This window comes from Jatrophihabitans sp. (assembly GCF_036000465.1).
Taxonomy (GTDB): domain Bacteria; phylum Actinomycetota; class Actinomycetes; order Mycobacteriales; family Jatrophihabitantaceae; genus Jatrophihabitans.
Map to the genome: position 1 here is coordinate 1 of NZ_DASYFV010000016.1, position 24219 is coordinate 24219.

21 protein-coding genes, 1 tRNA gene and 3 pseudogenes are annotated in these 24219 nt (G+C 72.6%); 10 read left to right on the plus strand and 15 right to left on the minus strand.

All coding sequences use genetic code 11. The features are described from left to right. Both VGN18_RS05910 and VGN18_RS05915 read right to left on the minus strand, forming a co-directional pair. A partial coding sequence (locus VGN18_RS05910) for a DUF222 domain-containing protein (RefSeq protein ID WP_327538729.1) occupies positions 1 to 452 on the minus strand: 452 nt, incomplete at its 3' end. 10 nt (positions 453 to 462) lie between these two features. After that, positions 463 to 867: a hypothetical protein gene (locus VGN18_RS05915; RefSeq protein ID WP_327538730.1), complete on the minus strand. Its 405-nt coding sequence runs from the start codon at positions 865 to 867 to the stop codon at positions 463 to 465. 47 nt (positions 868 to 914) lie between these two features. Here VGN18_RS05915 and VGN18_RS05920 point away from each other — a divergent pair, with 47 nt between their 5' ends. Together VGN18_RS05920 and mgrA are read left to right on the plus strand one after the other, a co-directional pair. After that, on the plus strand, positions 915 to 1586 hold the full coding sequence (locus tag VGN18_RS05920; protein WP_327538731.1) for a Type 1 glutamine amidotransferase-like domain-containing protein: 672 nt from the start codon (positions 915 to 917) through the stop codon (positions 1584 to 1586). Between the two features lie 30 nt (positions 1587 to 1616). Next, entirely contained in the window at positions 1617 to 2657 is a 1041-nt protein-coding gene (gene mgrA / locus VGN18_RS05925) for an L-glyceraldehyde 3-phosphate reductase (protein ID WP_327538732.1), read from the plus strand. A 50-nt stretch (positions 2658 to 2707) separates the two neighbouring features. On the opposite strand, the gene VGN18_RS05930 is transcribed toward mgrA, so the two are convergent. The 7 genes from VGN18_RS05930 to VGN18_RS05960 all read right to left on the minus strand — a co-directional run bounded on the left by VGN18_RS05930 (position 2708) and on the right by VGN18_RS05960 (position 8319). After that, positions 2708 to 3607, minus strand: coding sequence for a hypothetical protein (locus tag VGN18_RS05930; RefSeq protein WP_327538733.1), 900 nt, complete (start codon positions 3605 to 3607; stop codon positions 2708 to 2710). A 139-nt stretch (positions 3608 to 3746) separates the two neighbouring features. Continuing rightward, on the minus strand, positions 3747 to 5300 hold the full coding sequence (locus VGN18_RS05935) for a SpoIIE family protein phosphatase (protein WP_327538734.1): 1554 nt from the start codon (positions 5298 to 5300) through the stop codon (positions 3747 to 3749). Further along, positions 5297 to 6304: a SpoIIE family protein phosphatase gene (locus tag VGN18_RS05940; protein ID WP_327538735.1), complete on the minus strand. Its 1008-nt coding sequence runs from the start codon at positions 6302 to 6304 to the stop codon at positions 5297 to 5299. The genes VGN18_RS05935 and VGN18_RS05940 overlap by 4 nt, the downstream gene beginning before the upstream one ends. A 1-nt stretch (position 6305) precedes the next feature. After that, the gene (locus tag VGN18_RS05945; RefSeq protein WP_327538736.1) at positions 6306 to 6728 is read right to left on the minus strand and encodes an anti-sigma regulatory factor; all 423 of its coding nucleotides are present in this window, start codon (positions 6726 to 6728) and stop codon (positions 6306 to 6308) included. Continuing rightward, a complete protein-coding gene (locus tag VGN18_RS05950; RefSeq protein WP_327538737.1) occupies positions 6725 to 7135 on the minus strand; it encodes an STAS domain-containing protein in 411 nt (136 codons plus the stop codon). Before VGN18_RS05950 ends, VGN18_RS05945 begins: the two co-directional genes overlap by 4 nt. Next, complete coding sequence (locus tag VGN18_RS05955) at positions 7135 to 7980, minus strand: STAS domain-containing protein (protein WP_327538738.1); 846 nt, start codon at positions 7978 to 7980, stop codon at positions 7135 to 7137. Before VGN18_RS05955 ends, VGN18_RS05950 begins: the two co-directional genes overlap by 1 nt. 18 nt (positions 7981 to 7998) lie before the next feature. Next, the gene (locus tag VGN18_RS05960; protein ID WP_327538739.1) at positions 7999 to 8319 is read right to left on the minus strand and encodes an STAS domain-containing protein; all 321 of its coding nucleotides are present in this window, start codon (positions 8317 to 8319) and stop codon (positions 7999 to 8001) included. Between the two features lie 212 nt (positions 8320 to 8531). Between VGN18_RS05960 and VGN18_RS05965 the strand changes: the two genes are divergently transcribed. Beyond that, positions 8532 to 8918 carry an ATP-binding protein gene (locus tag VGN18_RS05965; protein ID WP_327538740.1) on the plus strand — a complete coding sequence of 129 codons (387 nt, stop codon included), beginning with the start codon at positions 8532 to 8534 and terminating at the stop codon, positions 8916 to 8918. 4 nt (positions 8919 to 8922) lie between these two features. Here the strand turns inward: VGN18_RS05965 and selB are convergent, their stop codons facing one another. From selB to VGN18_RS05980, 3 genes are all read right to left on the minus strand, one after another. After that, entirely contained in the window at positions 8923 to 10671 is a 1749-nt protein-coding gene (selB, locus tag VGN18_RS05970) for a selenocysteine-specific translation elongation factor (protein WP_327538741.1), read from the minus strand. 3 nt (positions 10672 to 10674) lie between these two features. Then, positions 10675 to 11973: an L-seryl-tRNA(Sec) selenium transferase gene (gene selA / locus VGN18_RS05975; protein WP_327538742.1), complete on the minus strand. Its 1299-nt coding sequence runs from the start codon at positions 11971 to 11973 to the stop codon at positions 10675 to 10677. A 24-nt stretch (positions 11974 to 11997) separates the two neighbouring features. Continuing rightward, positions 11998 to 12093, minus strand: a tRNA-Sec gene (locus tag VGN18_RS05980). Between the two features lie 38 nt (positions 12094 to 12131). On the opposite strand from VGN18_RS05980, the gene selD reads away from it, so the two are divergent. After that, the gene (selD, locus tag VGN18_RS05985) at positions 12132 to 13112 is read left to right on the plus strand and encodes a selenide, water dikinase SelD (RefSeq protein ID WP_327538743.1); all 981 of its coding nucleotides are present in this window, start codon (positions 12132 to 12134) and stop codon (positions 13110 to 13112) included. Positions 13113 to 13325: 213 nt separating this feature from the next. Continuing rightward, entirely contained in the window at positions 13326 to 15608 is a 2283-nt protein-coding gene (locus VGN18_RS05990; protein ID WP_327538744.1) for a choice-of-anchor G family protein, read from the plus strand. Between the two features lie 6 nt (positions 15609 to 15614). Here the strand turns inward: VGN18_RS05990 and nrfD are convergent, their stop codons facing one another. From nrfD to fdh, 3 genes are all read right to left on the minus strand, one after another. Next, positions 15615 to 16604: an NrfD/PsrC family molybdoenzyme membrane anchor subunit gene (gene nrfD, locus VGN18_RS05995; RefSeq protein ID WP_327538745.1), complete on the minus strand. Its 990-nt coding sequence runs from the start codon at positions 16602 to 16604 to the stop codon at positions 15615 to 15617. Further along, complete coding sequence (locus VGN18_RS06000) at positions 16601 to 17605, minus strand: 4Fe-4S dicluster domain-containing protein (protein ID WP_327538746.1); 1005 nt, start codon at positions 17603 to 17605, stop codon at positions 16601 to 16603. Before VGN18_RS06000 ends, nrfD begins: the two co-directional genes overlap by 4 nt. A gap of 73 nt (positions 17606 to 17678) precedes the next feature. Then, positions 17679 to 20984, minus strand: coding sequence for a formate dehydrogenase (gene fdh / locus VGN18_RS06005; RefSeq protein ID WP_414655018.1), 3306 nt, complete (start codon positions 20982 to 20984; stop codon positions 17679 to 17681). A gap of 127 nt (positions 20985 to 21111) precedes the next feature. On the opposite strand from fdh, the gene VGN18_RS06010 reads away from it, so the two are divergent. From VGN18_RS06010 to VGN18_RS06020, 5 genes and pseudogenes are all read left to right on the plus strand, one after another. After that, complete coding sequence (locus VGN18_RS06010; RefSeq protein WP_327538747.1) at positions 21112 to 21999, plus strand: Rieske 2Fe-2S domain-containing protein; 888 nt, start codon at positions 21112 to 21114, stop codon at positions 21997 to 21999. Positions 22000 to 22146: 147 nt separating this feature from the next. Further along, positions 22147 to 22575: pseudogene (locus tag VGN18_RS21175) on the plus strand (GAF domain-containing protein); the annotation flags it as partial. Between the two features lie 18 nt (positions 22576 to 22593). Next, a pseudogene (locus VGN18_RS21180) lies at positions 22594 to 23121 on the plus strand (GAF domain-containing protein); the annotation flags it as partial. Positions 23122 to 23304: 183 nt separating this feature from the next. Next, positions 23305 to 23856 (plus strand): annotated as a pseudogene (locus VGN18_RS21185) (PP2C family protein-serine/threonine phosphatase); the annotation flags it as partial. A 48-nt stretch (positions 23857 to 23904) separates the two neighbouring features. Further along, on the plus strand, positions 23905 to 24219 hold the full coding sequence (locus VGN18_RS06020) for an STAS domain-containing protein (RefSeq protein WP_327538749.1): 315 nt from the start codon (positions 23905 to 23907) through the stop codon (positions 24217 to 24219).

The window sequence follows — 24219 nt, forward strand, 5'->3', positions numbered from 1 at the left end:
CGTTCGTCGAGCACCGGCTCGGGCAGCTTCGTGAGACACGAGGTGATGTGCGCGGCGTGCTCGGCCGAGATGAGCCCGGCCGCTCCCGCGGCGGCGGTGGCCGGGAACGCCGCCGGTGCCGGCGCGCCGGACAGCGTGTGACGGGGCGCGAGTTGCCGTGCCGCGCGCATCCGGGCCGAGGCCTCGCGCGGAGTGACCCGGAGCAGCTGCGTCAGCAGCTCGGCCGTGGAGCGGCACGCCCGGCCCTGAGCCAGCCCGCGCCCCTCGACCTCGCCGATGATCCGGTGATCGACCGCCTCGAAGCGCCGGCTGCGTTCTTCCAGACCGCGCAGGATGTCGAGCACTTCGTCGTCGGTACCGGAGGTCAGGTCCAGGTCAATCAGCTCGTCCAACACCGCGTCGAGGCGATCCAGCACGGCCAGGCCGTGAGCCGCCTCGGGAGGGGTGAACATGTGTTCTATATTACTCCTGAAGATCACGACGATCAAGAGAAGACTGCTCCTGACGAGTGTGGGTCTGCCGCTCGGTGCCGGTGTCGAAGTAGGTCGTGAGATAGACGCTCGTGGCGAGACGGCTAGGACGGATCAACGAGTACACCTCGGCTCCGGGGCCCAACTCGTCCGCCATCGTGTACGCCTGGGCTAACCCGAGGTACTCGGCGTCGATGGCACCGGCATACTCCTCGGCCTCGGTCTCGGCCAGCGCGATGGCGCTCTCGGCATCGACGGCCGGCCAGAGGGTCACGCGTTCCTCGTACAGCCAGTCGTCACCCTCGGCCGGCGAGCGGAAGATGCATCGCACGCCGAACCATCCAAAAACCTGCATGGTCGCCAGTCTGCTCGCCTCGCGTCCTTGCGGATCGATCACCTCGTCCGGTAGCCATGATCCGTGCGCATACCGAGTCGGAGGTCATCGTGAAGCTTCTCCTCACGTCCGGAGGCGTCACCAACGCGAGCATCCGCGCGGCGCTGACCGATCTGCTGGGCAAGCCGATCGGCGAGTGCGACGCGCTGTGCATCCCGACGGCCGAGTGGGGGCATCCGATGTGCACCCCGGCGTCGGCCTGGCGCTTCGTCGCCGGCCACGCCCCGGGCTCGATGGTCGGGCTGGGCTGGCGGTCGGTGGGCCTGCTCGAGCTGACCGCGCTGCCGGGCGCGGACGCCGAGCGGTGGGTGCCGTGGGTCCGCGCGGCCGACGTCCTGCTAGTCGACGGCGGCGACGCGGCTTACTTGTGCCACTGGATGCGGGAGTCGGGCCTGGCCGAGCTGCTGCCGTCGCTGGCCGACACGGTGTGGGTCGGCGTGAGCGCGGGCAGCATGGTGATGACGCCGCGGATCGGCGACGACTTCCTCAACTGGACGTCCCCTACAGGAGCAGGTGACCGGACACTCGGTGTCGTCGACTTCTCGATCTTCCCGCACGTCGATCACGTGCAGATGCCCGAGAACACCATGGCCGACGCGAAGCGATGGGCGGCCGGTATCGGCGGCCCGGCGTACGCGATCGACGACCAGAGCGCGATCATGGTGGTCGACGGCGCGGTCGAGGTCATCTCCGAAGGAACGTGGCAGCACTTCCCGGCGTAGGAGGTCCCCCGTCCGAGCAGAATGGTGGGCATGGACATTCTCGATCAGTACGTTCCCGCCGCCGACCGCTACGAGCGTGGCGTCTACCGGCGGGTGGGGCGCAGCGGCCTGAAGCTGCCGGCGGTGTCGCTCGGCCTGTGGCACAACTTCGGTGACGACAAGCCGCTGCAGACGATGCGTGACACCCTGCGGCGCGCGTTCGACCTCGGCGTCACCCACTTCGACCTCGCCAACAACTACGGACCGCCCTACGGCAGCGCCGAGAAGAACTTCGGCCGGATCTTCGCCGAGGACCTCGCGCCGTTCCGCGACGAGCTGGTCATCTCGACCAAGGCCGGCTGGGACATGTGGCCCGGCCCCTACGGCGACCTCGGCTCGCGCAAGTACCTGCTCGGCTCGCTCGACCGGTCGCTGACCCGCATGGGGCTCGACCACGTCGACATCTTCTACCACCACCGCTTCGACCCCGACACGCCGCTCGAGGAGACGATGGGCGCGCTCGACACCGCGGTGCGGCAGGGCAAGGCGCGCTACGTCGGCATCTCGTCGTACTCGCCGCAGCGCACCCGCGAGGCGGTGGCGATCCTGCGCGAGCTGGGCACGCCGCTACTGATCCACCAACCGTCGTACTCGATCCTGAACCGCTGGATCGAGGAGGACGGCCTGGTCGACGCGCTCGACGAACTCGGCGTCGGCTGCATCGCGTTCTCGCCGCTGGCGCAGGGGCTGCTGACCGACCGCTACCTCGACGGCGTGCCGGCGGACTCGCGCATGGCCGCGGGCAAGTCACTCGACGGCGACATCCTCACCGAGGCGAACGTCGCCCACCTGCGGGCACTGAACGACCTGGCGCAGCGACGCGGTCAGACCCTCGCCCAGATGGCGATCGCCTGGTCGCTGCGCGATGCCCGGGTCACGTCGTCACTCATCGGTGCGTCGAGCGTGGCGCAGCTCGAGACCAGTCTGGCCGCGGTCGACAACACCGAGTTCAGCGCCGAGGAACTCGCCGAGATCGACGAGCACTCGGTCAGCGGCACGGTCAACCTCTGGGAGGGGCCGAGCCGGGCATGACGAGAGCGGGCCGGTGGCTGATGCCACCGGCCCGCTCGACCTCTTCGGGATCAGACGCGGACGAACGTCTGGTTCAGCAGGTAGTTCGAGCGGCCGCTGCCGTCGGTGAATTCGTTGTAGACGTAGACGCGCAGGGCCGGCTGGCCGGTGGAGAGCGTCGTGTACTGGACGACGAGCTGGGCCTTCTTGAAGCCGAAGGTGAAGGGTGCGAGCACGGTGCCCCCGACGGTGGAAGAGATCGACGTGCCGTAGGTGATGCCTCTCGACGAGCCCCAGCTGCACGGCGTCGGCGAGCACTGACCGGCGGTGGAGACGACCGGCGCGACGGGCGAGCCCGAGATCTTGACGCTGACCAGGCCACCGCTGGGCGAGACCGCGGTCCAGCTGCCGAACGCGGCCCAGGTCAGCGCCGGCGCCTTGCCCAGCGGGTAGGTCGAGACCGGCAGGCCGAGCCGCGTGATCGACTTGCCCTCACCGCGCTGGAAGACATCGGTGACGGCGTAGTTCCTGCGGCCCGAGCCGTCCTCGAAGACGGTCATCTCGCGGACGACGAGGCGCAGGCCGACAGCGGTCTTGACGACGTTGCCCTGCAGGCTGGTGCGCGACCACTCGGCGCCACGGGACAGGAAGCGCTGGTTGCTCTGGAAGGCGGTGCCGGTCGTCGACGACACCGAGGTGCCGTAGGTGATCGCGGGCACGCTGCCCCACTCGCACAATGTCGGGGTGCACGAGCCGAACGCGTCGACGTTCACGCTGCTCGACCGGTTGGGCACGATGACGATCTGCTTGACGCTGCGGGTGAGGCCGTTGGAGTTGACCCAGGTGCCGAGCAGCGACGTGTCCGCCTTCGGCGGGGCCGGGCTGGCGTTGGCCGGGCCGGCGAAGCCGACGGCGATCGCGGTCATTGCCGCGAGGCCGAGGACGCGCTTGAGGCTCTTCGTGGTGTTCATGGCGGTTCCTTCGGATGAGGCACGGGCGGTGCCGGTGATTGGTGGCGGGACGGTCCGCGTCATCGGCTGGTGCCCGTCTCGCAGGGTCAGGAGTGCACCGCGGGCCGGCTGATACGTGCCGCCCGGCGACGGAGAGCGGTCAGCGGGCGCGCGCGACGACGATGGCGATGTCGTCGAAGGTGTCGCTGCCGGCGCCGACATCGGTGAGGATGGCCTCGCACAGCGTCTCGGCATCGCCGGAGTGCGTCGCCACCGCCTGCTGCAGGCGATCGAGCCCGACGTCGAGATCCTCGAGCCGTCGCTCGACCAGACCGTCGGTGACGAGGACGAGCGTCGAGCCGGGCCCGAACGGCACGGTGACCGTCGGGATCGCGCGGGTCGAGCGCAGGCCGAGCAGCGGGCCGTGCCCCTCGACGACAGTGACCTCGCGCCCGTCGTGCACCACCGGCGGGACGTGACCGGCGTTGGCTATGCGCAGCTCACCCGCCCGGTCGATCTCGGCGATGCAGACCGTCGCGGTGACGCCGGGATGCGTCTCGGCCAGCATCCGCCCGAGCCGTTCGATGATCTGCGCGATCGGCATGCCGACGGATGCGAACGCGCGCAGCGTGTGGCGCAGCTCGGCCATGACCGTGGCGGCCTGCAGCGAGTGGCCGACGACGTCGCCGACGGCCACGAGCGTGACGTCGTCGGAGAGCCGGAGCGCTTCGTAGAAGTCGCCGCCGATCTCGGCGGTGTCACTCGCCGCGAGGTAGCGCACGGCGAGTTCGACGTGGTCGGACTGCGGGATGGAGGCAGGGAGCATCGCGCGCTGCAGGGTCAGGGCGATCTGGTGCTCGACGGCGTAGAGCCGCTGGTTCTCCAGCGCCACGGCGAGGGCCTGGGCGAAGTGGTCGAGCATGAGCTCGTCCTCGGGCGGGCTGTGGGGGGTCAGCAGCAGCACCGCGCCGACCAACTCGCCCCGGGGCGTCGCGATCTGCGAGCCGATGGCCGCACCGGCGAGCTCGGGTACGGGCGTCACCGCGCTGAGGTCGGGGATCGAGCCGAACGCGGCGGCCTCGGCGGCGGCCAGCACCTCGGGCACCGGACGGATGTGCATCGTCGGGTCGATCTCGTTCGGCCGCGCGATCGCGACGCGGCCGATGTCGTCGCGCGTGACGAGGACCGCGGCCGACGTGCCGAACACCGAGGCCAGCCCGGTGCACGCGAACTGGAGCAGGTCGGCGACGCTCGGAGCCGCGCTCATCAGCAGCGTGGCCTGATGCAGCCGCTCGAGCCGGATCGCCAACCTCTCGGCCGTGCGGCGGGCCTCGTGATAGCGCAGCAGCGACGTCGCCGTGGCGAGCAGTTCGTCGCGCTCGACGGGTTCGATCAGGTAGGAGTCGGCGCCGCGGTTGAGCGCGTTCGACCGATCGTCGGGTCCCTCGGCGACGGCCGACATCAGCAGCACCGGGATCGAGGACGTCGCCCGGTTGTGCTTGATCTGGTCGCACACGTCCAACCCCGGGCGATCGGGCAGGTCGACGTCGAGCAGCACGAGGTCGACCTTCGACCGGCCGAGCAGCGCGAACGCGCCGGCCGCGCTCGGTGCCTCGGTCACCTGATGACCCGCCCCGGTCAGCCAGTCTCGATGCCGCTCGCGGAGATCGGGGACAGCGCTGACGACGAGGATGTTCGGCGCGGGCGGGGTCACCGGCGCCCTCGCAGCACGAGGATCGACGCGTCGTCCGGCCGGTTGCCGGCGTCGCGCAGGATGCTGGCGGCGATCACGGTCGACGAGCGGCGCAGCAGTCCCGGCGTGCTCTGCAGGTTCCAGGTCTCGCGCACGCCGTCGCTGTGCATGATCAGCAGCGAGCCGCGACCGAAGGCGAGATCGGCCCGGCGCAGCCGGGCGGTGTCGTGCCCGACGATGCCCGGGTACGACAGCGCGACGTGCCGCTTGTCGCCGTCGTGCACGAACGTGCTGACGTTGCCGATGCCGGCGAAGGCCATCCGCTCGAAGTACGGGTCGATGCTGGCCACGGCGATCGCGGCCCCACGGGTGTGTGACAGCCGGCCGTGCATCGCGGTGAGCACCGCGACCGGATCGGTCGAGGTGGTCTCGTGGAACACGGTCAGCGCCTCGAGGGCCGAATCGGCCGCGAGCGGGCCGTGGCCGAGACCGTCGGCCAGCATCACGACCTGGTGCCCCTCCGACTCGCGGGCGCCGACCACGTCGCCGCACTGGTCCTCGCCCTCGATCGGCCGGGTCAGGGCGCCGATGTCGACGGCGGCCGGCTCGTCGGGGCGGGGCCAGATGTCGGCCACCAGGACCGTCCCGAGACCAGGGTTCGAGCTGACGTCGAGACTCGAGGACAGCCGGGCGATCGCACCCAGCCCGACGCCGAGTGTTCCGGCCGTGGACTGGCCGTCCGACGTGGAGAACGGGATGTCGGCCATCCCGGGGCCGTTGTCGATGGCGACGACCTGGAGGCCGGGCCCGGACGGGCGCAGCGCGACCTGCACGGCGACCACGCCCTCGCGGCCGTGCTGCCAGACGTTCGAGGCCGCCTCGCTGGCGACGATGCCCGCCTCGGCGACGCGGATCTCGTCGAAGCCGAGCTTCGCGGCGAGCCGGGTCGAGGCGCGCCGCACCGAACCGGACGCGGTCGCGCTGTCTATGCGGAACCACTGCGTGCCGGAGCGCAGCGTCTCCACGTCAGCGACCCCACTTGGTGATCGTGATCCTGGTACCGGCACCGGGCGCGCTGTCGAGCCCGAACTCGTCGACCAGCCGGCGCGCGCCGGACAGCCCGAGGCCGAGGCCCGCGCCGGTGGTGTAGCCGTCGGTGAGGGCGAGGTTGATGTCGGCGATGCCGGGACCCTCGTCGTGGAAACCGACGCGCACACCGGTGCGGCCGCCGCCCCGGACGAGCTCGATGACGGCCTGGCCCCCGCCGCCGTAGATGAGGGTGTTGCGGGCCAGCTCGCTCGCCGCGGTGACCACCTTCGTCTGGTCGACGAGCGACAACCCGGCGTTCACGGCCACGCCGCGCATCGCCTGGCGGACGCGGACGACGTCCTGATCCACGGCGATGGGCACGACCTGGCTGGAGACGATCTCGACCGGACTCGGGCTCACGTGACGCCGGGGCTCTCGCCGTCGTCGATGACGGCGCCGACCAGCCGGTTCAGTGAGCCTTGGCCGGCGAGCAGGCGCATGCCCTTCTCGACGTCCAGAGCGGTGCGCACCCCGCCGAGCGAGAGACCGAGCTCGACGAGGGTGATCGCCACTGCGGGCCGCATGCCGACCACGACGGTCTCGGCGTCCAGCACGCGCGAGATCGAGGCGATGGTCGAGAGCATGCGCCCGATGAAGCTGTCGACGATCTCGACGGCCGAGATGTCGATGAGCACGCCCTTGGCACCGGTCGCGACGATGCGCTCGGAGAGATCGTCCTGCAGCGCGAGCGCGGTCTGGTCCTGCAGGTCGATCTGGATCGAGACGAGCAGCAGGCTGCCGAGCTTGAGGATCGGGACGCGGTCCACTAGCTGGTCGTTCCCGCGGCGCCGAGGACGACGCCGATCTTGCGCAGCGCCATGACGAGCGCGTCGGCCAGGGTGGCCTTCGTCGCGACGTCGCCGAACTCGATGCCCAGCGCCACGATCGTCTGCGCGATCTGCGGCCGGATACCCGAGATCGTGCACTCGGCGCCCATGAGCCGGGCCGCGACGACGGTCTTGAGCAGGTGTTGCGCGACCTGCGTGTCGACGGCCGGGACGCCGGTGATATCGATGATCGCGTGCTCGGAGCCGGTGTCGACCAGGGTCTGCAGCAGCTTCTCGGTGACGACCTGGGTGCGGGCGGAGTCGAGGGTGCCGACGAGGGGGACGGCGACGATGCCGTCCCAGAGCTTCACGACCGGCGTGGAGAGCTCGAGCATCTCCTCGGCCTGCTGGTTGATGATGCGGTCGCGGGCCTCGGCGTAGGTCTCGAAGGTGAACAACGCGAGCTCGTCCAGCAGCTGGGAGAACCGGACGAACGCGATCGCGCCGCCCTCGCCGCCCAGTTCGGTCTTGTCGAGCACGGCCTGTTTCAGGGCGAACACCGACGTCGCGGTCTCGGACGGGGAGAACCCGAGCCGGGCTCGGCTGCGGGACAGTTCGGCCAGCAGGGCCCGCGCCTCGCCGAAGCTCTCGGACTGCGTCGTCAGCGAGCCCGAGTCGAGCCCGTTCAGGACGCCGTCGATGAGCGAACCCAGCTCCGACTCGAGCTCGGCCGTGGTGATGCGACCGCGCGAGGTGGCGCCGACGGCACCGACCCACCGGGTGAGAATGGCGTCGCGGTGCTCGCGCAGGGCAGCAGCGATCACGCGGACGTCCGCTTCGGTCATGTGTGTGGCCCTCCCGGGTCAGACGATCTCGTCGAAAGTGTCGGTGAGCCCGACGATGCCGAGCACGCGCATGACGTTGCTCGGGCCCGGCCGCAGTCGCACCGTACCGACCCCGGCCTCGGTGGCGGCGTTGCGCAGCGCGACCAGCGCGCCGACCCCGGCGGAGTCGAGGAAGGTGGTGTCGGCGAGGTCGATGACGATCTCGCTCGGCGCCGAGGCGAGCAGGCGGTCGGCGTAGGTGAGCAGCTGGGGGGCGACGCTGACGTCGATCTCGCCGGTCAGGACGAGACTGGCCAGGGTCCCTTCGTTGACGATCTGGACATCGGCGGCGGCTGCCAACGGAAACCTTCTTCTCACTCGACCGGGCGGTCTGTTGTGCCCGAATGGATGCTATCGGCGCTCCGATCGGTGGCGGAGGCCGCCGGACGAACCGGCTCTTTATATGTATCGCCCCGGGGCTTTCGGGCGTTACGCCCCACACCGTCCGTGAGTGTGGCCCGGGTATTGGGTAGGAGCCAGCCGTCCATGAAACGACCGAATTCGAGCCCGTTTTGACCCAAGAATACCTGGCCAGCTACCCCGCTGACCCGGCGAACGTCGCCAAGATGCGCGCCTGGGTGCGCGGGGTCCTCGCCGACGCCCTGGGGGTGGGCCGCAGCTCGGTCGTCGCCGACGACGTGCAGCTGGTGGTCAGCGAGCTGGTCACCAACTCCCTGGACGCGGGCTCCAGCAGCCTCGACGTGACGATCGCGGTCGACGACACCCACGTGCGGGTGGGTCTGACCGACGACGCCCCGGGTGAGCCGACCCCGAAGCAGGCCGAGCCCAGTGATGCGCACGGCCGGGGGCTCGCCATCGTGGCCGCGCTGGCCGCGGACTGGGGCGTGCGCCGCGGGGCCCGCGGCAAGGAAGTGTGGGCGACGCTCGCGCTCCCGTGAGGCGTCAGACGACGCGGCGGGTGCGGTCGTCGACGCGTTCGGTGAGGCCCAGCGCGTCCAGGTGCGCGAGCAGGGGTAGCGCCACCCGCCGGCTCGTCGCCCAGGCCTGACGGGCCTCGCTGACCGTGAACGGTTGCGGCAGCGCGCGCAGCGCCGCCACGGCGCGGGCCGGGGCCGACGGCAGCAGCACCAGCTCCGGAGTGATGCGCAGCAACCGGCCGGCCCGTTCGGCCGCGGCGAGCTCGCGGGTGCCGAGGCGCAGCTCGGCGAGTTCCGGGGCGTCGGGGGCGGCGAACGGAGCCCCGGCCAGCCGGGCTTCCAGCCGCTGCACGGACGCCTCGGCCGCCCCGAGACCGCGGCGCTGGTCGGCCGCGCTCACCCGCCCCTCGCGCCGGACGGCTCCGATCGCGGTGGCGATCGGGCCGGCCAGGGTGGGATCGGGCAACCGCAGCTCGCGGGCGAGCGCGGCCACCGGCATCGCCGGTTCGAGCGGGTTGGCGACGGCCCAGCCGGCCAGCGCGGTCGGGGCGGCGTCGAGCCAGGCCTGCCAGCGATCCGGGTCGACCAGCCAGTCGCCGAACGCGCGGGCGTCCGCAGCGGGATCGAGCGGCACCCCGAGCGCGACGAGGTGACGCCGGCGGACGGCCCCGCGGCGGGCGATCTCGACGGCGGGGTCGGGACGGCCGGTGGCGCCGGCCAGCTCCTCGGCGCGGCGCGCGGCCGCGCCCCGCCGGCGCAGGGCCGGCGGGTCGGCGTCGAGCACGAGCACGCCGGCCGCGACCGACTGGCGACCGGGGTCGCGCAACACCGCCCGGTCACCGGCCTGCAGCGGCAGGGCCTGGTCGAGGGTGACGCGGACGCGGTCGTCGCCGAGCGGGCGCAGCCGGGCCGCGACGCCGGCCGTCCCCACGTGCAGGACGAGTTCCGCGGGCAGGTCACCGGCCGTGACCCGCGCGTCGATCACGGCGGTGCGGTGCCAGGCGTCGGGCGTGGTCAGCACGTCGCCGCGGGCGACGTCGTCGCGGGCGACGCCCCTCAGGTTCAACGCGACGCGAGCGACGGCGGCGACCTCGTCGACGCCGCGTCCGAGGCTCTGCACCGAGCGGACGGTGACCCGCCCGCCGCGCAGCTCCAGGCTGTCGCCCGCGCGGATGCGGCCCGCGCTCAGCGTGCCGGTGACCACCGTGCCGCTGCCCCTGATCGTGAAGGCGCGGTCGACCCAGAGGCGCACCCGCGCGGCCGGATCGGCGGCGGGCAGCCGGCGGAGGAGCCGGTCGAGGGCGGCCCGCAGATCGTCGAGCCCGGCACCGGTGCGGCCCGACACCTCGACGGCATCGACGTCGGCGAGCCCGGCCGCGTCCAGCCGTTCCAGCGCCTCGGCGCGCGCCGGGGCCGGGTCGGCGAGATCGCTGCGGGTGACGGCGAGGACGGCGTGGCGCACGTCGAGCGCGCGGAGGGCGGCGAGGTGCTCGCCCGACTGCCGCGACCAGCCCTCGTCGGCCGCGACGACGAACAGCACGGCCGGCACGGGCCCCAGGCCCGAGAGCAGGTTCGCGATGAAGCGCTGGTGGCCCGGGACGTCGACGAAGGCGAGGTCGGCCCCGCCCGGCAGGGTCGTCCAGGCGAAGCCGAGGTCGATGGTCATGCCGCGCCGGCGCTCCTCGGCGAAGCGATCGGGCTCCATGCCGGTGAGGGCGCGCACCAGCGTCGACTTGCCGTGGTCGACGTGGCCGGCGGTGGCGACGACGAACACCGATCAGGCCCCGGCGGCGGTGAGCACGGCGGCGAGCAGCGTTTCGTCGCTCGCCGCGGGGACGCAGCGCAGATCGAGCAGGCACGCCCCGTGCTCGACCCGGCCCACCACCGGCGGGTCGCCGGCGCGCAGCCGTTCGGCGAACCCGGTCGGGATGGCGAGGGCCCAGCCCGGCAGGGTCAGACCGGGCGCGCCGCCGCCGCCGACCGTGCCGTCGGAAGCGACGACGTCGACCTCGAGGTGCGGGCCGAGCTTCTCGGCGAGCGTCTCGCACCGCCGGCGCAGGAGCTCGGGATCGGCGTGCAGGTAGTCGCTCGTCGGGGTCGGCGGGCCGTCGAGGGTGGCCTCGAGCGCGGCGATCGTGAGCTTGTCGATGCGCAGCGCGCGGGCGAGCGGGTGGCGGCGCAGCCGCTCGACCGTGGCGGCGTCGCCGAGCACGAGTCCGCCCTGCGGGCCGCCGAGCAGCTTGTCGGCGCTGCAGGTGACCAGCGTGGCGCCGGAGCGCAACGTGGTGGCGGCGTCGGGCTCGTCGGGCAGCAGCGGGTCGGGGGAGAGCAGGCCGCTGCCGATGTCGGCGACGAGCGGCACGCCGAGGCCGCCCAGCTCGGTGATCGGCACGGCCCGGGTGAAGCCCTCGACCCGGAAGTTGCTCGGATGCACCTTCAGCACGCAGCCGGTCTGCGGGCCGATCGCGTCGACGTAGTCGGCCCGGGTCGCCCGGTTCGTCGTCCCGACCTCGCGCAGGCGCGCACCGGTCGACTCGATGAGGTCGGGGAGCCGGAACCCGTCACCGATCTCGACCATCTCGCCGCGGCTGATCACGACCTCGCGGCCGGCGGCGAGCGCGGTCGTGGCGAGGACGAGGGCGGCGGCGCCGTTGTTCACGACGATGGCGTCGCCGGCGCCGGGGGCGGCGCGACGGAGGGCCTCGAGGGTGCTGCGCCCCCGCCGCGCCCGGCTGCCCGAGCCCAGATCGAACTCGACGTCGACGTATCCGGCGGCGGCGATGATCGCCTCGACGGCGGCGGGGGAGAGGGGTGCCCGGCCGAGGTTGGTGTGCAGCACGACGCCGGTGGCGTTGAGGGTCGGGCGCAGCGCGGTGGCCCGGGGCGGCAGGTCGGCGAGCACGGCATCGACGGCCGCGCCCGGGTCGAGCTCACCGCGGCGGACGCGGTCGAGGGCACCGCTCACCGAACGCTTCACCCGGGCTCGCCCGAGCCGGTCGAGGAGGGGCTGCAACCGTGCATCGGCGAGCACGCTGTCGACGCGCGGCACATCGCGCCGCCGGTCCGGTGTCGCCATGCCACCCCTCGTTCGGTTCGCTCGTGGCGGAGACGGACGGGAATCGAACCCGCCAAGCCGAGATCCTCGGCTTCACCGGTTTTGAAGACCGGGAGGGCCACCAGGCACCTGTACGCCTCCACCCTGCACGCTAGTACCCGGCCGGTTACCGTCGGAGCATGACCGGGTTCCGACTGACTCAGTACGCCCACGGCGGCGGCTGCTCGTGCAAGATCCCGCCGGGCGAGCTCGAGGACATCGTCCGCGGGTTGACGGGCTACACGTCCCCGGAGCTCGTGGTGGGCCTCGACGACGGCGACGACGCGTCCGTCGTGGCCATCGACGACACGACGGCGGTGGTGTGCACGGCCGACTTCTTCACCCCGGTCGTCGACGACCCCTACGACTTCGGACGGGTCGCGGCCGCCAACGCGCTGTCGGACATCTACGCGATGGGCGGCCGCCCGCTGGTCGCGGTGAACCTCGTCGGCTGGCCCCGCGACGTGCTGCCGACCGAGGTCCTGCGCGAGGTGCTGCGCGGCGGCCTCGACGTCGCGCGCACGGCGCAGTGCCACGTCGGCGGCGGCCACTCGATCGACGACCCGGAGCCGAAGTACGGCATGGCGGTGACCGGGGTGGCGAACCCGCATCGCCTCCTGCGCAACGATTCGGCGCGGGCCGGCCGCCCGATCTCGCTCAGCAAACCGCTCGGCGTGGGGATGCTGAACAACCGGCACAAGGCGACCGGTGAGGTCTTCCCGCAAGCGATCGCCTCGATGGTCGCGCTGAACCGGCAGGCCGGCCGCGACGCGCTCGACGCCGGCATCACCGCCGCTACCGACGTCACCGGCTTCGGCCTGCTCGGGCACCTCTACAAGATGGTGCGCGCCTCGGGCGTGAGTGCCGTGATCGACGCCGCGGCCGTGCCCTACCTCGACGGCGCGCGCGAGGCGCTGCGCGACGGGTACGTCAGCGGTGGCACCAAGTCGAACCTCGACTGGGTCCGGTCCGGGCTGCGGGCCTCCGTCGACGAGGACGAGTTGCTCCTGCTCGCCGACGCCCAGACCAGCGGGGGACTGCTCGTCGTCGGCGAGATCCCCGGCGCCCCGGTGATCGGCGAGATCGTGCCGCGCGGGGAGCACCTCATCTCGGTGCGCTGACCGGTCGCGTTACGCCCCTTTCGCCCGGCCCGCCCCCGGCAAACCCCGACACAACACGTAGACCATTTCTTTCCGTCGTCCGAGGGGCAATCAGTCACGGAATGCCTTACGGGGCAGGGGTTTGCGCCTCATGCGGCTCAAGGCCGACTTGGCCCGGTCGATGGGCACCGCGGGCCGACAATCCCGTTCCGCCCGGTCGACGTTGGAGGGGTCATGGTCCGCTGCGCCACGCGCCGCACGATCGGTCTGGCCATCGCCGGAGCGATCATCGCCGCGACGGTCGGCGGGGCGGGCGCCGGTGCCGATGCCCTCAGCACCTCGACCGCGTCGGCCCGCTTCCTCGGCGGCTCGCTGCTGCTCAACAGCACCGCGCTCGACTCCGTCCCGGTGCTCGGGGGCGTCTCCGCGAGCAACAGCGGCGGCGCGACCCAGACCTCGACGTCGAGCCCCGATGTGTCGTCGCTGACCGGTTCGACCGCGACCATCCCCGGCGGCAGCGGGCTCACCTTCGGACAGTTCGCGCAGCTCGGCGCCGTCAACCAGTACGCCGCGGCGGCCGACCTCGGCGTCTCGCGGGCCGGTGCGGGGGCGATCAGCAACGCGGGCGTCGTCGACCTGAACGGCAGCGGCGGCTTCCCGGCCGACGCGAGCCTCGACGTGGCCGGCCTGCTCGGTCCGGTGGCGTCCGGCGTGCTGAGCACGGCCCGCCTCCGGCTCGACGCGATCACCGCCGTGGTCGCGGCCGACGCCGCCCTCGCCGGCGCGCCGGCCACCACCTGCACGAACATCTCGGCCCCGGTGCACTGCCGCGACTACACCATCGCCGGCGCGCGCCTCGACCTCAACTCGCCGCTCGTGGCCACCCTGATCGGCGATCTGAACACCGCGCTGGGCGCCGCCTCGACCACGATCAACGGCCTCACCGCGTCGCTGGTCACGAGCGTGATCTCCGGCGTGAACAGCGTCATGAGCACGCTCACCGGGCTCGTCCCGGGGGTCGGCGTCGTCTCGAACACGCTCTCGGCCTCGGTGACGGCCGACCTGCAGGCAGCGCTGGCGAGCGTGCTGAGCCAGACCCTCACCGACGGGATCGTCTCGATCGACCTCGGCACCGGGCAGGTGACGGCCGACCTCGCCGCCCTGAGCGGCAGCCTCAACGGCCTGCCGCCGAACACGCCGGTGCTCGGCGCGTCGATGATCACCGCCCTCGTCAGCCGCATCACCGCGTTGCTGACCGGACTGCAGTCGCAGATCTCGACCGCGGTGACATCGGCGCTCGGTGCCGTCACCGCCACGCTGTCGGGTGGCATCTGTCTGCTGCAGGTTGCGGCGGTCTGCACCGCCGGGCTCGACGTGGCCTACAACGGCACCCTGGCCGCCCTCGCGAGCGGCTCGGCCGCGCTCACCGTGACCGGCGCCGGTCTGCTCGCCCCGCTGCTCGTCGGCCCGGCCCTGACCACCGTCGTCCACGCGGTGCAGGGCGCACTCGCCGCCGTCGCGTCACCGGCCCTCACCACCGCGGTGACCGGCGTGGCCGGCGCGGCCTCGACCGGCGTGACGACCTTGCTCGCCGCGCTGTCGCCCGTGCTCACCGCGATCCCGGGCGTGCTGGCCTTCACCGTCAACGTGCAGGAGACGGGCAGCTCACCCGGCTCCTACCGCGAGGTGGCGATGCGGGTGGGCGTCGGCTCCGGGTCGGTGGCCACGCTCGACCTCGCCCGCGTCCAGGCCGGGGCGAACACGCTCGGTGCGATCCCGACCCTCACCGCGATCACCGCCGGCCACGGCCCGCTCGTCGGCGGCAACACCGTCACCGTGCACGGCACCGACTTCATCGCCGGCACCGTCGTGCTGTTCCACAACACGAGCCGAACGCCGGCGTGGATCGACCCATCGGGAACCGCGCTGACGTTCTCCGTACCTCCGGGTACGGTGTCAGGTCCGGTGAGCGTCGCGGTGTCCAACTCCGACGGCACGAGCAACGCCTCGAGCTACACCTACGACCCGCCCACGCTGACGGCGACCGGGCCGGTGCACCCAGGCGACCGCGCGCCGGTCAGCAGCGACGGCTGGCCCGCCGACACGAACGTGACCGTCCGGCTGCGCACGGCGGCCGGGGCCGCGATCGGCGCGCCGATGACCGTCCGCACGACCTACGGCGGCGCGTTCCCCGCGAACACGACGATCCTGGTCCCGAGCGGGGCGAGCGCGGGCGCCCACTCGGTGCTCGGCACCGACGCCGCCGGCGACCACGCCCAGCACGCGCTGCTCGTCACCGTCCTGGTGACGGGCTCCACGCCGCCGGCCACGACGCCGGCGCCGAGCTCGCTCGTACCGTCGGACGTGCCGAAGACCTCGGCCCCGGGCGGGCCGTCATCGCTGCCGACCACCGGGCTCGACGCCCGCGACCCGCTGCTGCTCGCCGCCGTGCTGCTGCAGCTGGGCGTCACCGCGATGTACGCGAGCACCCTGCAGCACCGGCGCCGCCGACACTGACCTCGATCACGACCGACGGTCGGCGCGCTCGCGTTGGGGCACGACCGTGTACTTCGGGTCGTGGGCCGATGCCTGACCCGCTTCGAAGATTGCGAAGCGGGTGCAGGCCGACCCGGCGACGAGCGCGGCCCCGGCCGCCCCGGCGGCGATCCGGCTGCGGCGGCCGAGCAGCGCGCCGACGACGGCCCCGCCCGCGGTGAGCGCGTGGCTGGCCCGCATCAGCCGGCCGGCCTTCCCCGCGTCCAACGTCTCGGCGGCGAGGCCCATCGACTCGCGCATGCGGTGCTCGGCCGCGAGTTCGAGCGCGGCCCCGGCCACGGCGAGCCGGCGGGCCGGCCCGGCCTGATCGACCGGTGCGCCCAGCATCCCGAACCCGCCGGCGGCACCCGCGGCCGAGCCCACGAAGAGGAACGGCAGCTCGCGGTGCGCCTCGTGCCAGGCGGGCGTCGCGGTGTCGGCGAGCAGGACGGCGGTGTACGAGGCGACGGCCGGGGCGAACGCGGCGGCGGCGACCCCGGCCGGTCGCCCGGCGAGCCCGAGCAGGCGTTTGACGAAACCGAGCCGGGCCGGCACGAGGCCGGTCAACTCGGCCGCACCGGCCAGCCCGGCCGCCGGGCCGTAGGCGGTGAGGATCCAGGTGCCGACCGACATCGGTGAGGTCGGCTTGGCCACGCGCAGCATGTTGACGAAGCGTTCGGGCCGGCCGAGGTCGTGCACCAGCGCGGCGAAGCTGACGGTGATGCCGACCAGCGCGCCGAGCCGCCCGGTGCGGCGCAGCGCCGGCCGGTCGGTGGCGTCGGCCCCGGCGGCGAGCAGCGACGACCCGGCTGCGAGACCGCCGAGGAAGAGGTACGCCGGGATGTCGGCCTCCCACGGCGACGCCTTGACCACCGGGCGTCCGTAGTAGGAGGTGAACTCGACGTCGGGGACGACCGGGTCGCCGTCGCGCCCGCCCTTGCGCCGCCGCTTCCCACGACGGAGGTCCGGCGCGGTCACCGCTTCCGTCCGAGGAACGAGCCGACGGCGCCGGCGAGCAACGTGACCGCGGCCAGGCCGGCGTGCTTCCACATCGCCGGCAGGTCGCGGGTGGTCACGACAGGGTCGGGCGGCAGGCCGTACACCTCGGGCTCGTCGAGCAGGAGGAACATCGCCCCGGCGCCACCCACGCCGTCGTCGGGGTTCTCGCCGTAGAGCCGGGCGTCGGTGACCCCCTGCTCGTGCAGCGTCGCCATCCGCGCGGCGGCGCGCTCGCGCAGCTCGTCGACGTCGCCGAACTGGATCGACTCGGTCGGGCACGCCTGGGCGCAGGCGGGGGTGAGGCCGTCGCCGATGCGGTCGTAGCAGAGCGTGCACTTCTGCGCGATGCCCGCGTTCTTCACCGCGTGCTTGTCGCCGATGCGCCGGTCGATGACGCCGAACGGGCAGGCCGGCACGCAGTAGCCGCAGCCGTTGCATATGTCGTCCTGCACCACGACGGTGCCGAACTCGGTGCGGAACAGCGAGCCGGTGGGGCAGACGTCGAGGCAGGCGGCGTGGGTGCAGTGCTTGCAGACGTCGGAGGACATCAGCCAGCGGAAGTCGGTGCGGGTCGAGGGGTCGAGGCCGGCCCCGGGCAGTTCGGTCGAGGGCATCCCGAGCGAGACCTTGGTGGTGTCGGTGCCGAGCGCGCTGCGGTCACCCGACAGCGCGTCGTCGGCGGCGGCGTTCAGGGCGTCGCTCGCCGGTGGCCCGACCGGCAGCCCGGCCCGGCCGGCGTCCTGCTTCCCGAAGTTGCGCGGCTGCTCGATGAAAGCGACGTGCCGCCACGTCGACGCGCCGAGTGCGCCGGTGTTGTCGTAGGACGAGCCGAGCAGGTTGAAGCCGTCATCGGGGACGCCGTTCCACTCCTTGCACGCCACCTCGCAGGCCTTGCAGCCGATACAGACCGAGGTGTCGGTGAAGAAGCCCTTGCGCGGCGGGGGCGACTCCCAGCCCGCGTCGCCGGCCGGGTCGGTCATCGGACTGCCCTCGCTTCGCTCGGTGCGGCCACCGAAGGACTTCTGTGCCCGTTGTTCGCTCCGCAAGCGTCGCTCACGAGTTCTCCAAGGGGGTGCGTTGCGTGTTGCCGGTCTCGATCGTGCTGCCCGCGCGGCGCCGGTACTCCTCGACGTAGCGCAGCAGGGCCGGGCCGGTCGGGCGGCGGCCGGGCCGGATGTCGCACGACGCGACCTTCGACTCCTGGATGTGCACGTTGGGGTCGAGGGTGACACCGAACAGGTCGTTGGCCGAGTCGCCCGTGACCAGCGCGTTGCTGCCGACGCCCCAGTGGTAGGGCAGGCCGACCTGGTGGATCACTCGGCCGCCGACCCGCAGCGGCACCATGCGGTCGGTGACCAGCACCCGGGCCTCGATCGCCGTGCGCGCGGTGACGATCGTGGCCCAGCCCAGGTGCTCCAGGCCGCGCTCGCGGGCGAGCTCCGGGGAGATCTCGCAGAAGAACTCGGGCTGCAACTCCGACAGATAGGGCAGCCAGCGGCTCATGCCGCCCGCGGTGTGGTGCTCGGTCAACCGGTAGGTCGTGAACACGTACGGGAAGACGGACGAGTGCGCCTCCGGCGGCGAGGGGTTCTGCAGGTTGTCCTGACGCGGGTAGACCTGGCGCGCCGGGTTGGCCTGCTGCCGGTAGAAGGCGTTGCGCACCGGCGACTCGCTCGGCTCGTAGTGCGCCGGCATGGGGCCGTCGAGCAACCCGGTCGGTACGTAGAGCCAGCCCTTGCCGTCGGCCTGCATCACGAACGGGTCGTCGCCCGAGATCCCGGCGACGCCGCCGGTGCCGCGCTCCGGGCGGTAGCCGGGCGGCTTGGTGCCCTCGAAGTCGGGGACGTCGTGGCCCGTCCACTTCTTCGCCTCGTCGTCCCACCAGACGTAGGCCTTGCGCTCGCTCCACGGCTTGCCGTCGGGGTCGGCCGAGGCGCGGTTGTAGAGGATGCGTCGGTTGGCCGGCCAGGCCCAGCCCCAGTCGGGTGCGACCCAGGACTGGTCCTGACCGGGCTCGCGGCGGTCGGCCTGGTTGACGTTGTCGGCGAAGACGCCCGTATAGATCCAACAGCCGCCGTCGGTCGAGCCGTCGTCGGCCATCTCGAGGTAGGTGCCGAGCAGTTGGCCGGCCTTGTCGCCGCGCAGGTGTCGCCCGTTGATCTCGCGCAGCACCGCCTCGGCCGACGGCTCGCCCTGCGCGTCGACCTCGTAGTCCCAGGTGAGGTCGAGCAGCGGACGGTCGCGCTCCTCGGTCGACCCGGCCAGCCGCTCGCGCAGCTTGAGGCCGAGCTGGACGAAGAACTGCAGCTCGCTGCGGCAGTCGCCCGGCGGCTCGATCGCCTTGCGATGCCACTGCAGCATGCGCTGGGTCTGGGTGAAGGAGCCTTCCTTCTCGACGTGGGAAGCGGCCGGGAAGAAGAACACCTCGGTGGCGATGTCGGTGGTCGTGAGCTCGCCGGTGGCGATCTCCGGGCCGTCCTTCCAGAACGTCGCCGACTCGATCAGGTTGAGGTCACGCACCACCAGCCACTTGAGGTGCGACATGCCGAGACGCTGCATCTTGCCGTGCGCCGAGCCCACGGCCGGGTTCTGGCCGAGCAGGAAGTAGCCCTCGACCTCGTCGTCCAGCATCTTCATGACGGTCTGGTACGTGCCGTGATCGCCGGTCAGCCTCGGAAGGTAGTCGAAGCAGTAGTCGTTCTCGGCCGTCGCGGCGTCGCCCCAGTAGGACTTCAGCAGGCTGACGGTGAACTTGCGGGCCTCGGCCCAGAACCCCTTCTGGGCCTTGCTGGTGATCGTGTCGACGTAGTCGTCGAGGGTGTCGTGCTCGCCGACCTTGGGCATCGGCAGGTAGCCGGGCAGCAGGTTGAACAGCGTGGGGATGTCGGTCGAGCCCTGGATGCTGGCGTGCCCGCGCAGGGCCATGATGCCGCCGCCGGGGCGACCCATGTTGCCGAGCAGCAGCTGGATGATCGCCGAGCCGCGGATGTACTGCGCGCCGACGGTGTGGTGCGTCCAGCCCACCGAGTAGACCCACGCGGTCGTGCGCTCGCGGCCGCTGTTGGCGGTGACCGCTTCGCACACCGCCTGGAACTGCTCGACCGGCACACCGCAGACCTCGGCCACCATCTCCGGCGTGTAGCGGGCGTAGTGCTTCTTCAGCACCTGGAACACGCAGCGCGGGTCCTGCAGCGTCTCGTCCCGCTCGACCTCGGCGTGGTGCAACGAGGCGCCGTGCCCACCGACCTCGTAGGCGGCCCCGCGCTCGGTGCGGGACTTCTCGCCCTCGCCCTGCGACTCGGAGCCGGGCTTCTCGCGTTGGCCCGCGGCCGAGGGCTCGGTGACGCCCTCGTACTGCCAGGACGACGTGTCGTAGGTGCCGGTCTCGGGGTCGTAGCCGGAGAAGACGCCGTCGAGGTCGTCGACGTCGACGAAGTCGTCCCGCAGGATCGTCGCGGCGTTCGTGTAGGCGACGACGTAGTCGTGGAAGTACTTCTCGTTGCCGAGGATGTAGTTCACGATCCCGCCGAGGAAAGCGATGTCGCTGCCGGCCCGCAGTGGCACGTGCTGGTCAGCGACCGCCGAGGTGCGGGTGAAGCGCGGGTCGATGTGGATGACCTTCGCGCCGCGCCGCTTCGCCTCCATAACCCACTGGAACCCGACAGGGTGGCACTCGGCCATGTTCGAGCCCTGGATGACGATACAGTCGGAATTGGCGAGGTCCTGCAGGAACGTCGTGGCGCCGCCACGACCGAACGAGGTCCCCAGACCGGGGACGGTGGCGCTGTGTCAAATACGCGCCTGGTTCTCGATCTGGATCGCGCCCATCGCCGTGAACAGCTTCTTGATCAGGTAGTTCTCTTCGTTGTCGAGCGTGGCGCCGCCCAGCCCGGCGATGCCGAGGGTGCGGCGCACGATCCGGCCCTGGTCGTCGCGGTCCTGCCAGGTGCGGGCCCGGGTGTCGAGGATGCGCTCGACGATCATGTCCGTCGCGGTCTCGAGGTCGAGGCTCTCCCACTCGGTGGCGTAGGGGCGCCGGTAGAGCATCGCGGTCTGGCGGCCGGGGCTGTTGACCAGCTGCTCGCTCGCCGATCCCTTGGGGCACAGCCGACCGCGCGAGACGGGGGAGTCGGGGTCGCCCTCGATCTGGACGACCTTCTCGTCCTTGACGAACACGCGCTGGCCGCAGCCGACGGCGCAGTAGGGGCAGACGCTCTGGACGACGCGGTCGGCCGTCCTGGTCCGGGGGGTGAGCGAAGCCGTGTGCGCGGACTGCACCGCGGGGCCGCGTCCCATGGGATCGCCGCCGGTCAGCTGCCGCACCACCGGCCAGCCCAGGAACTTCTTGCCCAGATCCACGGCCACCTCCTGGACTCGACAATAACCACAATCCGGCCTGCGGCGTCGACGGGATCCTGCCCGGCATGCGGCGGCGCTAACCGCGGACGATCGTTTGTGCCCGGAGGCGGTCGGGTAGGAGCGCCGCATGGTCTCCTCCCGCATCCTCGAACGCCTCGTCCAGCGCGTCGAATCCGCGACCGCCCTCGACCGGCCCGCCGACGCTGCCGTCGGTCTGGCCGGCAAGGTGATCAAGCCCGGCGTCGTCGAGGACGCCCTCAGCGGCACCCCGCTGGGGCATCCGGCGCATCCGGTGCTCGTCACCCTGCCCATCGGCGCCTGGACGACCGGTCTGATGCTGGACGCGACCGGCGCCGACGACCGCGCCGCTTCCGCTGCGGTCGGTCTCGGCATCCTCACCGCGCTGCCGACCGCCCTCACCGGGGTCAGTGACTGGACCACGACGACCGGCGCCGAGCGTCGCGTGGGGCTCGTCCACGCGCTCAGCGTCGACCTCGCCCTCGGGTTGCAGACGGCCAGTTGGTTCGCCCGCCGCCGCGGGAAGCGCGGCCGGGGCGTCGCGCTCTCGGCCACGGCGATGGCGCTCACCGCGGTGGGGGGATGGCTCGGCGGCCACCTGGCCTACGCGATGGGCGTCGGCGTCGACACCACCGCCTTCCAGCAGCTGCCCGGCGAATGGCTCGACGTCGCGGCCGAGGCCGACGTCCCGGCCGACACCGCGCTGGAGGTGGACGCCGACGGGGTGCCGGTGCTGCTCGCCCGGGTCGAGGGCGAGGTCGTCGCCCTCGCCGACCGCTGCACACACCGCGGTGCGCCGCTGCACGAGGGCGTGGTGGAGAACGGCTGCGTCACCTGTCCGTGGCACGACAGCGTGTTCGCCCTGCGCGACGGCGCCGTCGTGTCCGGCCCGGCCACGCGACCGCAGCCCGCGCTCGAGGTCGCGCTCGAGGCGGGACGCGTGCGGGTCCGCCGTTCGGAGGTGCGCACGCTGCGCACCAATCCGACCGGCCGCTGACGCGCGCGCCCGGGCCACACGACGCGACTACGCCGGCGATGACATCATGTCGCCGTGTCGCGCAGCGCCTGGGAACCCGAGTCGCCCCGTTCGGGCTTCTCCGCGCCCGACGACGACGTCGCGCACCGGCTGCACCAGCTCGCCGAGGTGACGACCGAGCTCGGCTGGGCCGAGACCCTGGCCGAGGTCGCCGAGGCCGCGGTCGGTCACTTCGCCGAGGCGATCCGGGCCGCGGTGGCCACCTTGATGGTGCGCAGCGGCGACCGGCTGGAGATGATCGCCGGCCACGGCCTGCAGCGCGGCATCACCGAGATGTGGGGCTCGTTCGGCATCGAGCACGCGAACCCGGCCAGCGAGGCCGCGCGCGAGGGCCGGGTGATCCTGCTCGACGACGTCGCCGAGATCGAGCGCCGGTACCCGTCGCTGCGGGGTCAGATGCCGCAGGGGCGCTCGCTGGTCAACCTGCCGCTGGGCGCCGGGCCGCACAACGTCGGTGCCATCGGCCTGACCTTCGAGGACGGCTGGCTCCCCGGGCGCCGCGAGCTGGCATTCCTCACCACCTTCGCCGAGGCCTGCGGTCAGGCGATCCGGCGCATCCGGGCCACCGCCGAGGCGACCCAGCAAGCCCGGCAGCTGGCCTTCCTGGCCGACGCGTCGGCCGAGCTGGCGAGCAGCCTCGACCCCACCGAGACCCTCGGCCGCATCGCCCGCCTCGCCGTGCCCGACCTGGCCGAGTGGTGCGCGGTGCAGGTCGTGCGCGACGGCGCGCTCACCACCGTCGCGGTCGCGCACGCCGACCCGGCCAAGGTCGAGTGGGCCTGGGAGCTCGAGCGGCGCTACCCGGGCGATCCCGACGCCCCGGCGGGCGCGCACAATGTGTTCCGCACCGGTCGCAGCGAGCTGTACGCAGACATTCCCGACGAGATGCTCGTGGCCGGTGCGCGCGACGAGGAACACCTGCGGCTCTCGCGCGAGCTGCACCTGCGCAGCGCGGTGATCGTGCCGCTGGCGGCCCGCGGCCGGATCCTGGGCGTGATCACCCTGATCCGCGGCGAGGCCGGAGAGCGGTTCGGGCCGGCCGATCTCGCGCTGGCCGAGGATCTGGCCCGGCGGGCCGCGGTGTCGATGGACAACGCCCAGCTGCACAACGCGGCGCAGGACGTCGCCGTCCAGCTCGGCCGGGCGGTGCTGCCCGAGAGCCTCGACGACGTGCCGGGCTGGCAGATCGCGGTCCACTACCGCCCGGGCGGGCAGGCCGAGGTCGGTGGCGACTTCTACGACGCGGTGCCCACGCCCGAGGGCGGGCTGGCCTTCTTCGTGGGCGACGTGATGGGCCACGGCCTCGTCGCGGCCGCCGCGATGGCCCAGATGCGGGCGGCGCTGCGGGCCTACCTCAGCATCGATCCGGAGCCGTCGCAGGTGATGACGAGGATGGATGCGATGTTCGCCAACCTCGGCATCGCCCGGCTCGTCTCGCTGCTGTACGGCGTCATCGGTCCGGACGGGCGGGTGCGGCTCGTGAATGCCGGGCACCACCGTCCGCTCGTCGTGGGCATCGACGGCAGTACCCGGTGGATCACGAGCGTGCCGCAGCGCCCGCTCGGGGTCGGCGGCGACGATCGTGTCGTCACCGAGTGCCGGGTGGCGGCCGACGACGTCGTGCTGCTGTTCACCGACGGCCTGGTCGAGCGGCGCGACGAGTCGATCGACACCGGGCTGGCCCGCCTCGCCGAGGCGGCGTCGGGTCTGGCCCGGTCGCCGGGTCCGGGCGCGCTCGACCGCCTGGTCACGCAGGTGGGGCTCGACGGCGGCGAGGACGACGTCACCGCATTGACGCTGCGGCGTGCGCCGGGCTGAGGCCACGGCGGCTCGGCGGCGTTCAGCCAGGTGTGCCAGAGTTACGGCGTGGCCGACTTCTGCGTGACGAGCGAGCGGGACGCGGACACCGCGGTTCTCGCGCTCGAGGGTGAACTCGACTTCGCCACGCTCGCGCAGCTGCGTGCCGCCGCCGACGTCGCACTGGACGACCGCACCGTGAGTGTCATCGTGCTCGACCTGCGCGCGCTCCGCTTCCTCGACTCGAGCGGGCTAGGCCTGTGGGTCGAGCTGCACGACCGCGCGGCCCGCTGCGGCAAGAGCCTGCAGCTGCGCGCCGTGCCCGCTGCGACGCAGCGCGTGCTCGAACTCGGTGGTCTGGCGAGCCTGTTCCACCTCGTGTGA